A 13,854-nucleotide genomic window follows, 5' to 3' on the forward strand; every position below is an offset into this window, starting at 1 on the left:
GAGGGAGTCGGGAATGCATACGCACGATACGGCGTCGGGTCCGGTTGTCCTGCCCGCGCACACCGATCTTTTTTATGGTGGAGGCTGGCACCGTCCGGTGGCGGACGGTTGGTTAGAGGTTGAAGCGCCTGGCACAGGTGAGCGGCTGACACGTGTGGCCAAGGCCACGGCCGAAGATGTGGCCTTGGCGACGAAGGCCGCCCGGGAGGGCTTCCAGATTTGGCGCAAGACGCCGCCGCTGGCGCGTGCGGCGGCGCTGCGCAGAATTGGCCAGCGTCTGCGCGAGCATGCGGCAGAACTGGCGCTGCTCGACGCTCTGGACTGTGGCAACCCGGTGAGTGAGATGGGGTCAGACGTCATGGTCGCCGCCGCGCTGATGGACTTCTTCGCAGGCCTGGTCACGGAACTCAAGGGTGACACCATTCCCATGGGCCATGAGGCGCTAAACTATACCGAGCGCGAACCCGTCGGCGTGGTCGCCCGTATCGTGGCCTTTAATCATCCCTTGCTTTTTGCAATGGGCAAGCTGGCTGCTCCCTTGGCGGCCGGTAATGCGGTCATCATTAAGCCGCCGGCGCAGGCGCCCTTGTCGGCGCTGCGCTGTGCGGAACTGATCGGTGATTTATTGCCGCCCGGTGTGCTGTCCATCCTGCCTGGCGACGGGCCGGCTGGCGCCGCGCTGGCGGCCAGCGCCGATGTGGACATGATCGGGCTGGTAGGAAGCATCGACACGGGACGCAAGGTCATGCAGGCCGCCGCCGACCGCATCAAACCCCTTGCCCTCGAGCTGGGAGGCAAGAATCCTTTTGTCGCCTGCGCAGACGTCGATCCGGTGCTGGCGGCGCGCGCCATTGTCGATGGCATGAATTTCACCTGGTGCGGACAGTCCTGCGGCTCGACCAGCCGCGCCTTTGTTCATCGGGCGATCTATGACGAGGTCTGCGAACAGGTGGCGCAGGCTTGCGCCGCCTATGTGCCGGGCGACCCGACAGACCCGGCTACCACCATGGGCGCCATGATCAGCGCGCAGCACCGCGACCGAGTCAAAAAAGCCATTGATGAAGCGCGCACTGCTGGCGCGCGCCTGCTCTATGGCGGGGGCATCCCGCAAATGGGGGTGCCGCCGGGAGGGCACTATCTGGAACCGACCGTGTTCTGCGATGTGGCCGCCCACTCTGCCTTAGCCCGTGAAGAATTGTTCGGACCCGTGCTGGCGATTCTTCCCTGGGATGACGAAGCCACCCTGCTGGCCGAGATCCAGGCTTTGGATGTCGGGCTGACGGCGGCCATCTGGACGACCGATCTGGCGCGGGCTCACCGCCTTGCCCGCGAGATTGACGCCGGCTTCGTTTGGATCAACGAAGTGGGCAAGCATTTTCTCGGTGCTCCCTATGGCGGCGTCAGGCAATCCGGCATCGGCCGCGATGAATGCTTCGGCGAAATGCTGTCGTTTACCCGAGAAAAAAACGTACATGTGAACCTACGGCAGGTGGGCAGGCAATGACAGCGGAGTATGACTTCATCATCGTAGGGGCCGGGTCGGCCGGCTGTGTGCTGGCCAATCGCCTCAGCGCTGGCGGTCAGGCGCGTGTCCTGCTATTGGAGGCGGGGCCCTGGGATCGCGATCCCTTGATCCATATCCCCTTGGGTTGGGGAAAGATATTGCAGAAGCGCTTGCACGATTGGGGCTATGACGCCGAGCCCGCCGAACACGCGGACGGGCGGGCCATCGAGTGCGCCCGAGGCAAGGTGGTCGGCGGAAGCTCCTCCACCAATGCCATGGCCTTCGTGAGGGGCCATCCAGGGGATTTCGCGCGCTGGGCGCGCGATTATCAATTGCCCGAATGGCGCTTTGCGCAAACGTTGCCCTATTTTCGCCGGCTGGAGGATTGGGAGGAGGGCGGTAACGAGGCGCGTGGCGCGGGCGGACCGCTGCGCGTGCAGCGTTGCCGCTACGAGGATAGCTTGCTGGACGCCTTCGCCCTGGCGAGCCGACAGGCGGGACATCCCTGGCTGGAGGACTATAACGCGCAGCCGCAGGGCGGGTTTTCTCGTTTGCAGATGTCGATACGGCGCGGGCGACGTTGCAGTGCTGCCACGGCTTACTTGCGTCCTGCGCTGGCGCGTCCCAATCTGAGGGTGGAGACCGGCGCTCATGTGCTGGGTCTGGAATTCGCAGGCGAGCGCGTGACGGGTCTGCGCTACCTGCAGGGCGGGCGCGAGCATAAAGCGCACGCTGTCTGCGAGGTGATTCTATCCGCGGGTGCGATCAACACCCCGGCCATCCTGATGCACTCCGGGATCGGGCCGGCCAAGGTGCTTGAGGCCGCCGGTATTGGTCTGCGCTTGGATCGGCCGGGCGTGGGGGCCAATCTTCAAGACCATATCTCGGTGATTGTGACCGCGCGGCGGCGCGAGGCGGGACCTTTTGTTCGGGCGCTGCGCGCCGATCGGATAGGGCTTTCTATGGCCCGGGCCTATCTGGGCGGCGAAGGTTTCGCCGGCGATGTCCCCGGCGGCGTGGTGGGTTTTGTACAACAAGAGGGGGCCGAGACGCCGGATTTGCAGTTTTTGCTGACCGCGGCGCCTTTTAATGCGCATCCCTGGTTGCCGCCCCTGCGCAAGCCGTTTGACGACGGCTTTGCCGTGCGCACCGTGCTCTTACACCCTCACAGCCGGGGACGCATTACGGTGGCGAGCGCGGACCCGCTGGCGGCGCCGCGTATCGACCAGAATTTTCTGGCCAGTCCTTTGGATCGTGAGCGGGTGAGGGACTCGGTGCGTATCGCTCGCGACTTACTGCGCCAGCCGGCGCTGGGCGATTATGTCGCGGCCGAACTGCTGCCAGGGACGGCGACGGAAGACGACGCGGCGCTGGACGCCTTTATCCGACGCACGGCCATCACCGTGCACCATCCCGGAGGGACCTGCCGCATGGGGGCTGAGACGGATGCGCAGGCCGTGGTGGATAGCCGTATGCGTTGTCTGGGCCTCGAGGGCCTGCGGATTGTGGATGCTTCAGTCATGCCGGATCTGACTTCGGGCAATATCAATGCCCCGGTGCTGATGTTGGCCGAGCGTGCCGCCGACTGGATACGGGAGGCGCACGCATGATCGGGCTTGCCTTGCAACGGCACCGCTGTGTCAGTCTTTTGCCCCTGGCCGCTGCGGCTCATGAACGCCTGGATGACTTTTTCGCCGTTGAATGCCGGGCGGCGGATGAATGTCTTCCCGACGACACCGCAGCGCTCATTGTGTCGTCTGGCATCCTGACGGGCTTATGTCATGGACGTGTGCCGGTCGGGGTGCAGTCGGTGACCGTGGTGGGCGATAGCGTGCCGGCTGCCTTTTTGGACGATATGCGCCGACGACGAGTTCTCGTGACCTGGCCTAAGGTAAGCGACGTCGAGGACGAAGCTCAGGCGATGGAGGTCTGCCAGGACGTGCTGGCCGCTTTCGGCTTCGGCCGCTTGGGAGCCAGGCCACGTAATGTCATCAACGACGAACTGCTTTGTGATTGCTGCTAAGTGCGACTGCCCAGCTAGCTGTACTCAGTGGTATTCTTAAACTGTTTCCGTCGCAAGGAGCATGACATGGCAAAATCGACCAAAAACAGCAGCACCGCGCCGCGTATCAATATCGGTATTTCTGACAAAGATCGCGCCGCCGTTGCCGCTGAACTTTCCAAGTTGCTGGCAGATTCGTACTCGCTCTATCTGATGACCCACAACTTCCACTGGAATGTGACAGGCCCCTTGTTCAATACCCTGCACACCATGTTTATGGGCCAGTACACCGAAGAGTGGGGCGCGCTCGACGCCATCGCAGAACGTATTCGCGCCCTAGGTCATTATGCGCCGGGCACCTATCGCGAGTATGGCAAGCTGACTTCCATCGAAGAGCCTTCCGAAGTCCCCGAGGCTATGGAAATGGTGCGTCTGCTGGTCAAGGGCAATGAGGCGGTCGCCAAAACGGCCCGCGCCGCGTTTGAACAGGCCGATGCCGCCAATGACCAGCCGACTGCCGATTTGCTGACGCAGCGTCTGGATGTGCACGAAAAAAATGCCTGGATGCTGCGCAGCCTGTTGGAGTGATGTTTCAAGCAGGCCGCAAGCTATCGCTTAGCGCTGGCACGGGCGGGACGCGTTGGATGGGTGGCGACACCCGCCAGACTGAGCGGCGGCGCAGCGCGCCCAAAATCTTCAGGCCTTGTGGCCAATTGCCCAGGCCGCTCTCCGCATTGATGTGACCCGCTTCACTTAGGATCACAAAGCGGCTGCCCCAATCCTGGGCGAAGGCTTGCGCTCTTACCAGAGAGCAATAGGCGTCGTTGTCGCTGGCGACAACGACGCTCTGGAAAGGCAGAGGCTGGCGCGGCACGGGTGCAAAATCCCGCAGGCAATCTGGAACGTCTGGCCGCTCGACGTCTGCGGGCGCGACGAGCAATGCACCCGCCACCCGCGGGTGCAGGGCTGGCGGCAGCGCGGCAGCCACCAGGCAGCCCAGGCTGTGTGCGATCAACATGACGGGCGCGGTCGCCTCGTTCACGGCGGTCGAGAGTGCGGCGATCCACGCATTCCGATCAGGATTCTGCCAGTCGCGCTGCGATAAGCGGCGCGCATGAGGCAGGCTATCCGCCCAAAGGGTCTGCCAGTGTCCGGGGCCGGAGTCTTTCCACCCGGGGATGATGATGGGTTGGAGTCTCATGCTGGCTATATTGCCTGTCAGGCTATCCAGCCCCAACGAATATATGGGCAATTGCATATATCGCCATCCGTATAGATGCCCCGTATGCTTAAGGCGCAAGCCTTCGGTTATGCTTGCCCTGCGAAAAAGCGCGGGCTGGCGCCCGCCGGTATATCAACGACAATACGCCACTGAAAGGAGTAGCCCCATGAACACACCATTTCGTTTGACCCCGATTCTGGCCGCCTGCGGTCTGGCTTTGGGTCTTGCCGCTGGCGCCCAGGCAGAGAATATCAAGATCGGCGTGGTCGGCCCAACGACGGGCCCCGTGACCCAGTATGGCGACATGGTGCGCGAAGGGGTCAACACGGCGATCGAGCAGATCAATGCCGCCGGTGGCGTTAACGGTCAGAAGCTTGAAGCGGTCGTGATCGACGACGGCTGCGAGCCCAAGCAGGGCCCGGTGGCGGCTAACCGCGTCGTCAATGCCAAGATTGGTTTTGTCGTGGGCCATGTGTGCTCGGGCGCGACGATCGCCGCGACCGAGATCTACAACAATGAGGGCGTGGTGATGATCACCCCGTCGGCGACCTCCCCGGCCGTGACCGATGGCAAAGGCTACGAGTTCATTTTCCGCACCATCGGCCGCGACGACCAGCAAGGTCCGGCTGCCGCCAAGTTCATTCTGGAAAAAATCAAACCCCAGCGTGTCGCGGTGCTGCATGACAAGCAGTCATATGGGCAGGGCATTGCCACCGCCGTCAAAAATGACCTCGAAAAGGGCGGCGTGAAGGTGCCGGTGTTCGAGGGCATCAATGCCGGCGACAGCGACTACTCGGCCGTCATTACCAAGCTCAAGAGCAACGGTATTGATTTCGTGTATTTCGGCGGCTATCACCCTGAAATGGGTCTCTTGCTGCGCCAGGCGGCGGAGCAGGGCGTCAAGACCCGCTTCATGGGCCCGGAAGGCGTCGGTAATCCGGATATCAACGCCATTGCCGGTGACGCCGTCGAAGGCATGCTGTTGACCCTGCCGGCTGACTTCACTCAAAACCCCGCCAATGCCTCCATTGTGAAGGCGTTCCAGGACAAAAAGCGTAACCCGAGCGGCGCCTTCCAATTGACGGCCTACGCCGCCACGCAGGCGATTGCCGATGGCATCAAGGGCGCCGGCAGCACCGATCCCGCCAAGGTGGCCAAGTATTTGCACGCCAATGCCATTGAAACGCCGATCGGCAAAACCGCCTGGAACAAACAGGGCGACCTGACCGACTTTGAATTCCAGGTCTACACCTGGCACAAGGACGGCAGCAAGAGCGTGTTCAAGTAAGCCAAATCACAAAGCCGCCCGATGATAGGGCGGCTTTGTGGTTTCTGGCGCCGCCTTTGCGCAGCGTCGCAATGGCGGCAGGGTGTCAGAGGCCCTGGACGCGGCGGCCTGTATCGGGCTCGAACCAGTGCAGGTCGTGGCGGCCATCGGGACCGATGTTCATCGTGTCGCCGACTTTGACTGTGGATTCCGATAACTGGCGGGTGGTGCAGCGCACGACCAGCATGTGTTTGCCGCGGCGGCCATGGACCAGTTGTTCCGAACCCAGGGTTTCGATCATCTCGATCTCGACCGGGATGCCTTCGGCATTGAGCAGCATGTGCTCGGGGCGCAGGCCCATGATGATCTTGCGGCCACGCACGGCCGACGGGACTTGCAGCGGGGAAATTTGCAGCGGCATGCCTTCGGCGGTCATGGTGCCGTCTCCCGCGACGTCCACCTCGATGAGGTTCATCGGCGGCGAGCCGATAAAGCCGGCAACAAATGTGGATGCCGGCTTTTCGAACACCTCCATCGGGGTGCCGATCTGTTCCGGCACACCCTGATACATGACGACCATGCGATGGGCCAGCGTCATGGCCTCTACCTGGTCGTGGGTCACGTAGAGGCTGGTGGTGTGCAGGCGGCGGTGCAGCTTGAGGATTTCCAGGCGCATCGCTACGCGCAGCTTGGCGTCCAGGTTGGACAGCGGCTCATCGAACAGGAAGACCTTGGGCTCACGCACGATGGCGCGGCCCATGGCGACCCGCTGGCGCTGGCCGCCCGAGAGTTGACGCGGGCGACGGTCGAGCAGCTTGCCCAGTTCGAGAATCTGCGCGGCCTCTTCGACGCGTTTCTGAATTTCGGCCTTGGGCACTTTGCGGATCTTCAGGCCATAGGCCATGTTCTCGAACACGCTCATGTGCGGATACAGCGCGTAGTTCTGGAACACCATCGCGATATCGCGTTCGGCGGGCTCCAGATCATTGACCGGTTTGTCGTCGATCAGAATTTCGCCGCTGGTCACGGTTTCCAGGCCTGCGACCATGCGCATCAGTGTCGATTTGCCGCAGCCGGAGGGGCCGACGATGACGATGAACTCGCCATCCTTGATTTCCATGTCGATGCCATGGATCACCGGCACATTGCCGGCATAGGTTTTCTTGAGATTGCGGAAGCTTAGGGTAGTCATACGGATTATTCGTCTGCGATATCTTGTCGGAAGGGCGGGGCGCCGGTCACTTTTCGGTGTCTACCAGGCCCTTGACGAACCATTTCTGCATCAGGATCACGACCAGAACGGGCGGGATCATGGCCAGTATGGCAGTCGCCATGGTGATGTTCCATTCGGTCACGCTGTCACCGCCGCTGATCATGCGCTTGATGCCGATCACCACAGGGTACATGTCTTCCTGGGTCGTCACGAGCAGGGGCCAGAGATACTGGTTCCAGCCATAGATGAACTGGATGACGAAGAGAGCGGCGATGCTGGTGCGCGCCAGCGGCAGCAGCACATCGAAAAAGAAACGCACAGGGCCTGCGCCATCGATGCGGGCGGCTTCGATCAGCTCGTCGGGCACGGTCAGGAAAAACTGCCGGAACAAAAAGGTTGCCGTCGCCGAAGCAATCAGCGGCAGCGTCAGCCCGGCGTAGCTATTAAGCAGCCCGAGGTCGGCCACGACCTTATAGGTCGGCGCGATGCGGACCTCGACCGGCAGCATCAGGGTGACGAAGATCATCCAGAAGCACAACATGCGGCCAGGAAAGCGGAAATACACCACCGCGAAGGCCGACAGTAGCGAAATGGCGATTTTGCCCAGGGCGATGCCCAGCGCCATGATGAGGCTGACATACATCATGCGGCCGACCGGCGCACCATGCGAGCCACCGCCGGAGCCGGCGAACAGCGCCTGCATGTAGTTGTCGACGAAATGCTTACCTGGCAAAAGCGACATGGGCGCGGAAGCCACTTCCTGCGCGGTTTGGGTGGACGCCACGAAGGTGACGTAAATCGGGAAGGCGACCAGCATCACCCCGCAGAGCAGGATGATGTGGGCCAGAGCGTCTAGCCAAGGACGGCGTTCTACCATGATGGTTGCTAACCTTGTATTCGAAAATCAGTACTGCACTTTGCGGTCGATATAGCGGAACTGCACTACCGTCAGGCCGATCACGATGAGCATCAGCACGACGGATTGCGCGGCGGATGAGCCCAAGTCCAGGCCTCGGAAGCCATCGCTATACACCTTGTAGACCAGAATCGCCGTTGACGTGCCTGGGCCCCCCTGGGTCGTGGTGTCCACCACGGCGAAGGTGTCGAAGAAGGCGTAGATGATGTTGACCACCAGCAGGAAGAAGGTGGTGGGCGACAATAGCGGGAAGACGATAGACCAGAAACGGCGCACCGGAGAGGCGCCGTCAATCGCTGCGGCTTCGATCAGCGAGCGCGGGATCGATTGCAGGCCGGCCAAAAAGAACAGGAAGTTATAGGAAATCTGCTTCCAGACGGCAGCAATCAGCACCAGTAGCATGGCCTGGTTGCCGTTGAGGCGGGGGTTCCAGTTCACGCCCAGATTGGTCAAGGCGACGGCCAGTACGCCAACCGAGGGAGAGAACATGAACAGCCACAGCACGCCGACGACGGCAGGAGCGACGGCATAAGGCCAGATCAGCAGGGTTTTGTACAGACCTGCGCCGCGAATCACGCGGTCAGCCATCACGGCCAGCAGCAGCGAGACCGACAGCCCCACGGAAGCGACCAGGATGGAAAACACCGCCGTCACCTTGAAGGAATCAAGATAGGACGGTTGAGAAAAGAGTTCGGCGAAATTGTCCAGTCCGACAAATTCGGATGACAGGCCAAACGCGTCTTCGAGACGCAGGGATTGCCACATCGCCTGCCCGGCAGGCAGGAAGAAGAAGATCAGCGTGATGATTAGCTGCGGGGCGAGCAGCAGATAGGGCAGCGTCTTGTGGCCGAATACGACACGTTTTTCCATGGGGCTGGACGAGAAGAGCGGCAAAGCCGCGAATTGCAAAAAAAACCGACGGGCAAGTCCGACGGGTGGAGAGGAAGAGCGTTCGTGACCACTACCGGCCGCGCCGCCACGGGTTCAGCCGGTCAACTACGTTAAACGCAAAGGCCGCAGAAAGCCCCCTCAGCCTAGGCTGTATGGGACTGCTGCGGAACCAGGATGTTGCTTGCCTCAAGGGATGGCTGGCCCGGCCCCACCGAATGGAGGGGTCGGGCTCCAAGTTTACTTCACGCTTTTTTCGAATTTTTCGAGCAGATCGTTGCCACGCTTGACGACCGATTGCAGGCCTTCTTTGGCGCTGACCTTGCCCGACACGATGCGCTCGATTTCAGCGTCTTCGATTTCGCGGATCTGGGGCAGATAACCCAGACGCAGACCACGCGATTGCGCGGTGGTCTCGACGTTGAGCTGCTTGACGCCCACATCGGTGCCGGGGTTCTTGTCGTAGAAGCCCTGCTTCTGGGTCAGGTCGTAGGCGGCCACGGTCACGGGGACATAACCGGTCTGCTGGTGCCAGCGAGCGGCGACTTCCGGGCTCGACAGGAATTTGAAGAACTTCGAGACACCCTTGTAGACCTCGGGCTTCTTGTTGGCGAATACCCACAGCGAGGCGCCGCCGATGATGGCGTTCTGCGGTGCGCCCTTAACGTCGGCGTAGTAGGGCACGGTGGAGGTGCCGAACTCGAACTTGGCGTTCTTCATGATGTTGGCACGCAAACCGCTGGAGCCCGTGATCATGGCGCACTTGCCGCTGATGAACAGCGAGTTAGGCTCATCGCCGCGGCCACCGTACATGAAAATACCTTCCTTGCCGAGCTTGGCCAAGTTCTCCAGGTGGCGGACATGCAGGGGGGTATCGACGCTCAGGCGGGCGTCAAGGCCGCCAAAGCCATTGTCCTTGGTGGCGTAAGGCACGTTATGCCAGGCCGAGAAGGTTTCAAGCTGCGTCCACGACGGCCACGAGGTGGTGTAACCGCATTCCTGGCCAGCAGCCTTCAGTTTTTGTCCGGCAGCGGCCAGCTCTTCCCAGGTCTTGGGCGGCTTCTCGGGATCCAGCCCCGCTTTTTTGAAGGCGTCTTTGTTGTAATAGAACACGACGGTCGAGCTGTTGAACGGCATCGACACGAGCTTGCCTTCGGGCGAGGCGTAATAACCGGCCACTGCGCCGATGAAGTCCTTGGGGTTGAGCGGCTCGCCCGCCTCTTCAGACATCTGTTGGACCGGCTTGATGGCGCCCTTGGCGTTCATCATGGTGGCCGTGCCCACTTCAAAGACCTGGAGCACGTCAGGGGCGTTGCCTGCGCGGAAGGCGGCGATGCCGGCGTTCATGGACTCGCCGTAATTGCCTTTGTAGATTGCCTTGACCTGGTAATCGGGGTTTTGCTTGTTGAACTCTTCAACCAGCCCGTTGACGCGGTCGCCCAGGGCGCCTTCCATGGAATGCCAGAATTGGATTTCAGTGGCCGCGTGGGCCGAGGCGCTTGCAAAGGCCGCGACAAGGGCGGCAGCAAGGGCGAGACGTTGGGGTCGCATGAAGTTGTTCCTCCGGTTTAAGCAGCCGCGCGGGGGATGGCCGCGCGTGAAGCATTACACTTTATGAATAGTTTGTGACAGAGGCGTGACTTTACACCGCTCAGTCGGGCTGTCAATTAGCGCGCGATCGGGCAGGGCGGTAGAAAAGCTCGTCTTATTCTGCATCCGGGTGAGCCGGTTTACAATCACTTCCCATGGACAAGCAACTTTCTATCGCCTTCATTGGCGGCGGCAATATGGCCTCCGCCCTGGCGCAGGGTCTGGTCGGCAAGCTGTGTCCGGCCAGCAACATTCATGTGGTCGAGATCAATGCCGACGCGCATGCCGCCTGGCTGGCGGCGGGCATGACAGCCGCCGCTGCGCCCGATGCCGCCTTGTCGCGTTGCCGGGTCTGGATCTACGCGGTCAAACCCCAGGTCATGCGTGAGGTGGTCGAGGCCACCCGTCCCTGGTTGTCGCCGGACACCCTGGTCATCAGTGTGGCGGCCGGTCTGCGCGCCGACACGCTGGCGGGCTGGCTGGGCGGGCCGGATCTTCCGTGGCGCCGGCTGGTGCGTTGCATGCCCAATACGCCTGCCTTGGTCGGGCAGGGCATGACGGGCATGGCGGCGCTCGATGGCGTGGACGCGCAGGATCGCAAGTTGGCCGAGCAGTTGCTGGCGGCCGTGGGCGACGTGGTCTGGGTCGCCGACGATACCGCGCTGGATGCGGTAACTGCGCTGTCGGGCAGTGGCCCGGCCTATGTCTTTCTCTTTCTCGAGGCACTCATCGCTGGCGGTCTGGCGGTAGGCCTGAACCCCGAGCAGGCCCGCAAGCTGGCCTTGGGCACCTTCGCGGGCGCCACGCGTCTGGCTCAGGTCTCGACGGAGCCGCCCTCGGTGCTACGGGAGCGCGTCACTTCCAAGGGCGGTACGACGGCCGCCGCGCTGAATATCTTCAACGAGGCCGATCTTCGCGCCATCGTTGAGCGCGCCATGCAGGCCGCTGCCCGCCGTTCGCGAGAACTGGCTCAGGAGTTCGGGCAGTGAGTCGTTTTGAAGTCATGCGCGGCTATCAGTTTCTGATCGCCGTCACTTGCATGGGCGCCGTCGTGGTCGGCTCCAATATTCTGGTTCAAGTGCCGCTGAACAACTGGCTCACCTGGGGCGGTCTGTCGTATCCCGTGGCTTTCCTCGTGACGGATGTCCTGAACCGGCGCTTTGGGCCGGCGGCCGCCCGCCGGGTGGCCTGGTTCGGTTTCGCGGCCGCGCTATTCATCTCCGTCTGGGTGGCCTCCCCCCGTATTGCGCTGGCGTCCGGCCTAGCCTATATCTGTGCGCAATTGATCGACATTCAAATCTTTGATCGTCTGCGCGATCAGCGCTGGTGGCGGGCGCCCCTGGTATCCGGCGTGATCGGCGCCACCGCCGACACCGTCATTTTCTTCAGTGTGGCCTTCGCCGCCACAGGAACACCCTGGATCACCTGGCTTGCGGGAGATCTTGCCATCAAGCTGGCTATCAATATCAGCATGCTGGCCCCGTTCCGCGCCCTCATGTGGAATCTGGCGCGCCCCTCCGACCTGCCGCAAACCCGTTGACCAACGGCGCCCGGCTCTCGCCGGGCGATCTCCCCTTCCGCCTGCTTCAGCTTAGTGCTATCCCTTGTTTTCTAAAACAAGCGGACGTTCCGGTCGCTCCCAAGAGTTTTTACTTTGCAGGTCTTTCCGCTGAGCAGCTCAAGCAGGTTTCTGGTGTGACAGGCGTCATGTGTGTGCGTGGCTTGTGCGCGATCGTCGTGCTGGCCATCGTGGTGCTGGCGCCTTCCGATTGGGATGTCGTGCATCTTCCGTGGCTGCCCATCGCGTGCTTCGTCATTTGCGCAGGCGGACTCGCCTTTTTGCGTGGGAATCGTGTTTGCTAAGTGACAAGCTTACGTGAGTCTTACGTCGCCGAACCTGCCTGCTATTCCCGCCATCCACCCCTGATTCAACGCGCCGTGGGAATATTGGGGATTCCACGCAGTGACACCTGCGGGCGCTTGCTTTCAGAATACCGGCGACATAGTGTGCCTAGTCTTCACTCAGGCCTCATGTGAACAAGGCCCGCGGAAAAAGAAAAATTTCGCCTATCGTTGAATCCGCTCTACACCTCTTGCCGGGAGAATTTGCATGAAGTTGCCGCATTGCTTTACCCCGCTTGCTCTCGCGATTGGCGCACTGGCTTTGGCCGGCGCCGCCCACGCAGCCGATACGATCAAAATCGGTATTCCTCAGCCCATGACCGGCCCTAATACCCAGTATGGCGATCAGATTCAGGCCGGCGCGCTGACCGCCATCGAAACCATCAATGCCAAGGGCGGGGTCAAAGGCAAGAAGCTCGAGCCTATTCTCATCGATGATGGTTGCGAACCCAAACAGGCCGTGCCCGCCGCCAACCGGGTGGTCAATTCGGGTGCCAAGTTCGCCGTGGCCCATGCCTGCTCGGGGGTCACCGTGCCCGCCGTGAACATCTATGAGCAGGAAGGTATCGTGGCCATCACCCCGGGCGCGACGTCGCCCCTGGTCACCGACACCATCAAGCCGCATTACTTCTTCCGCACCATCGGGCGCGATGACCAGCAGGGGCCCTTCGCGGCGCGTTACATCGCCAACACGGTCAAACCCAAGAAGGTCGCCGTGCTGCATGACAAGCAAACCTATGGTTCGGGCGTGGCCTCTCAGGTCAAGGATGCGCTGGAACGCAACAAGGTCAATGTGGCGCTGTACGAGGGCATCAACGTCGGCGATAGCGACTACTCGGCAATCATCACAAAACTCAAAGCAGCGGGCGTAGATTTTGTATACTTCGGCGGCTATCACCCCGAGTTGGGGCTGCTGCTTCGCCAGTCGCGCGAACAGGGCCTGAACGTGCAGTTCATGGGGCCTGAGGGCACCGCCAACCAGGATCTGGTTGCTATCGCGGGTCCGGCCATCGATGGCCTGCTGGTCACGCTGCCCTCCGATTTCACCAAACTGCCTGGCAACGAAGGCATCGTGAAGGCTTTCAAGGACGCCAAGCGCGATCCGGACGGCGCCTTCCAGATGCCTGCCTATGCAGCGGTCCAGGTGTTGGCGGACAGCATCAACGCCGTCGGTGAAGATCCCGCCAAGGTGGCTGACTATATGCACAAATCGGCCTTCGATACCTCCATTGGCAAAGTCGAATTCGACGCCAAGGGTGATTTGAAGGATTTTGAGTTCGCGGTCTTCAAGTGGGACAAGAACGGCAAGAAGACCCAGCTGTAAACACTCCGCGTGACTGGCTGATCGCC

Annotated in this window: 14 protein-coding genes; 9 read left to right on the forward strand and 5 right to left on the reverse strand. The window is 61.6% G+C overall.

What is annotated here, in order from left to right:
- Positions 1–13 precede the first annotated feature (13 nt).
- From U0029_RS08525 to U0029_RS08540, 4 genes are all read left to right on the forward strand, one after another.
- Positions 14–1,504, forward strand: a complete 1,491-nt coding sequence (locus U0029_RS08525; protein ID WP_114852008.1) for an aldehyde dehydrogenase family protein — start codon at positions 14–16, stop codon at positions 1,502–1,504.
- Complete coding sequence (locus U0029_RS08530) at positions 1,501–3,114, forward strand: GMC family oxidoreductase (RefSeq protein ID WP_114852009.1); 1,614 nt, start codon at positions 1,501–1,503, stop codon at positions 3,112–3,114. Before U0029_RS08525 ends, U0029_RS08530 begins: the two co-directional genes overlap by 4 nt.
- Positions 3,111–3,527: a hypothetical protein gene (locus U0029_RS08535; protein ID WP_012417574.1), complete on the forward strand. Its 417-nt coding sequence runs from the start codon at positions 3,111–3,113 to the stop codon at positions 3,525–3,527. Before U0029_RS08530 ends, U0029_RS08535 begins: the two co-directional genes overlap by 4 nt.
- Positions 3,528–3,593: 66 nt before the next feature.
- Entirely contained in the window at positions 3,594–4,094 is a 501-nt protein-coding gene (locus U0029_RS08540; RefSeq protein WP_012417573.1) for a Dps family protein, read from the forward strand.
- A 4-nt stretch (positions 4,095–4,098) separates the two neighbouring features.
- Here U0029_RS08540 and U0029_RS08545 read toward each other — a convergent pair whose 3' ends face one another.
- Entirely contained in the window at positions 4,099–4,707 is a 609-nt protein-coding gene (locus U0029_RS08545) for an RBBP9/YdeN family alpha/beta hydrolase (protein WP_114852040.1), read from the reverse strand.
- Positions 4,708–4,894: 187 nt separating this feature from the next.
- On the opposite strand from U0029_RS08545, the gene U0029_RS08550 reads away from it, so the two are divergent.
- Positions 4,895–6,016, forward strand: coding sequence for a branched-chain amino acid ABC transporter substrate-binding protein (locus U0029_RS08550; RefSeq protein WP_114852010.1), 1,122 nt, complete (start codon positions 4,895–4,897; stop codon positions 6,014–6,016).
- A gap of 85 nt (positions 6,017–6,101) precedes the next feature.
- Here the strand turns inward: U0029_RS08550 and U0029_RS08555 are convergent, their stop codons facing one another.
- From U0029_RS08555 to ugpB, 4 genes are all read right to left on the reverse strand, one after another.
- Positions 6,102–7,187, reverse strand: a complete 1,086-nt coding sequence (locus tag U0029_RS08555; RefSeq protein ID WP_114852011.1) for a sn-glycerol-3-phosphate import ATP-binding protein UgpC — start codon at positions 7,185–7,187, stop codon at positions 6,102–6,104.
- 46 nt (positions 7,188–7,233) lie between these two features.
- Positions 7,234–8,085 (reverse strand): sn-glycerol-3-phosphate ABC transporter permease UgpE, encoded by an 852-nt coding sequence (gene ugpE / locus U0029_RS08560; protein WP_012417569.1) that lies wholly within the window; start codon positions 8,083–8,085, stop codon positions 7,234–7,236.
- 27 nt (positions 8,086–8,112) lie between these two features.
- On the reverse strand, positions 8,113–8,994 hold the full coding sequence (ugpA, locus tag U0029_RS08565; protein WP_114852012.1) for a sn-glycerol-3-phosphate ABC transporter permease UgpA: 882 nt from the start codon (positions 8,992–8,994) through the stop codon (positions 8,113–8,115).
- A gap of 258 nt (positions 8,995–9,252) precedes the next feature.
- Positions 9,253–10,563, reverse strand: coding sequence for a sn-glycerol-3-phosphate ABC transporter substrate-binding protein UgpB (ugpB, locus tag U0029_RS08570; RefSeq protein WP_114852013.1), 1,311 nt, complete (start codon positions 10,561–10,563; stop codon positions 9,253–9,255).
- A gap of 194 nt (positions 10,564–10,757) precedes the next feature.
- On the opposite strand from ugpB, the gene proC reads away from it, so the two are divergent.
- The 4 genes from proC to U0029_RS08590 all read left to right on the forward strand — a co-directional run bounded on the left by proC (position 10,758) and on the right by U0029_RS08590 (position 13,828).
- A complete protein-coding gene (gene proC / locus U0029_RS08575; RefSeq protein WP_114852014.1) occupies positions 10,758–11,591 on the forward strand; it encodes a pyrroline-5-carboxylate reductase in 834 nt (277 codons plus the stop codon).
- 14 nt (positions 11,592–11,605) lie between these two features.
- Positions 11,606–12,142, forward strand: a complete 537-nt coding sequence (locus U0029_RS08580) for a queuosine precursor transporter (protein WP_114852041.1) — start codon at positions 11,606–11,608, stop codon at positions 12,140–12,142.
- Positions 12,139–12,465, forward strand: a complete 327-nt coding sequence (locus U0029_RS08585) for a hypothetical protein (RefSeq protein WP_119651591.1) — start codon at positions 12,139–12,141, stop codon at positions 12,463–12,465. The genes U0029_RS08580 and U0029_RS08585 overlap by 4 nt, the downstream gene beginning before the upstream one ends.
- A 247-nt stretch (positions 12,466–12,712) precedes the next feature.
- Positions 12,713–13,828 (forward strand): branched-chain amino acid ABC transporter substrate-binding protein, encoded by a 1,116-nt coding sequence (locus U0029_RS08590; protein WP_012417563.1) that lies wholly within the window; start codon positions 12,713–12,715, stop codon positions 13,826–13,828.
- The last annotated feature ends 26 nt before the right edge of the window (positions 13,829–13,854 follow it).

Source organism: Bordetella avium, assembly GCF_034424645.1.
In the GTDB taxonomy this organism is placed as follows: Bacteria; Pseudomonadota; Gammaproteobacteria; order Burkholderiales; family Burkholderiaceae_B; genus Bordetella; species Bordetella avium.

What these genes read in the sequence shown, in the direction of transcription:
- U0029_RS08525 (WP_114852008.1), top strand. Translation starts at nt 14, where the DNA reads ATGCATACGCACGATACGGCGTCGGGTCCGGTTGTCCTGCCCGCGCAC.
- U0029_RS08530 (WP_114852009.1), top strand. Translation starts at nt 1,501, where the DNA reads ATGACAGCGGAGTATGACTTCATCATCGTAGGGGCCGGGTCGGCCGGC.
- U0029_RS08535 (WP_012417574.1), top strand. Translation starts at nt 3,111, where the DNA reads ATGATCGGGCTTGCCTTGCAACGGCACCGCTGTGTCAGTCTTTTGCCC.
- U0029_RS08540 (WP_012417573.1), top strand. Translation starts at nt 3,594, where the DNA reads ATGGCAAAATCGACCAAAAACAGCAGCACCGCGCCGCGTATCAATATC.
- U0029_RS08545 (WP_114852040.1), bottom strand. Translation starts at nt 4,707, where the DNA reads ATGAGACTCCAACCCATCATCATCCCCGGGTGGAAAGACTCCGGCCCC.
- U0029_RS08550 (WP_114852010.1), top strand. Translation starts at nt 4,895, where the DNA reads ATGAACACACCATTTCGTTTGACCCCGATTCTGGCCGCCTGCGGTCTG.
- U0029_RS08555 (WP_114852011.1), bottom strand. Translation starts at nt 7,187, where the DNA reads ATGACTACCCTAAGCTTCCGCAATCTCAAGAAAACCTATGCCGGCAAT.
- ugpE (WP_012417569.1), bottom strand. Translation starts at nt 8,085, where the DNA reads ATGGTAGAACGCCGTCCTTGGCTAGACGCTCTGGCCCACATCATCCTG.
- ugpA (WP_114852012.1), bottom strand. Translation starts at nt 8,994, where the DNA reads ATGGAAAAACGTGTCGTATTCGGCCACAAGACGCTGCCCTATCTGCTG.
- ugpB (WP_114852013.1), bottom strand. Translation starts at nt 10,563, where the DNA reads ATGCGACCCCAACGTCTCGCCCTTGCTGCCGCCCTTGTCGCGGCCTTT.
- proC (WP_114852014.1), top strand. Translation starts at nt 10,758, where the DNA reads ATGGACAAGCAACTTTCTATCGCCTTCATTGGCGGCGGCAATATGGCC.
- U0029_RS08580 (WP_114852041.1), top strand. Translation starts at nt 11,606, where the DNA reads ATGCGCGGCTATCAGTTTCTGATCGCCGTCACTTGCATGGGCGCCGTC.
- U0029_RS08590 (WP_012417563.1), top strand. Translation starts at nt 12,713, where the DNA reads ATGAAGTTGCCGCATTGCTTTACCCCGCTTGCTCTCGCGATTGGCGCA.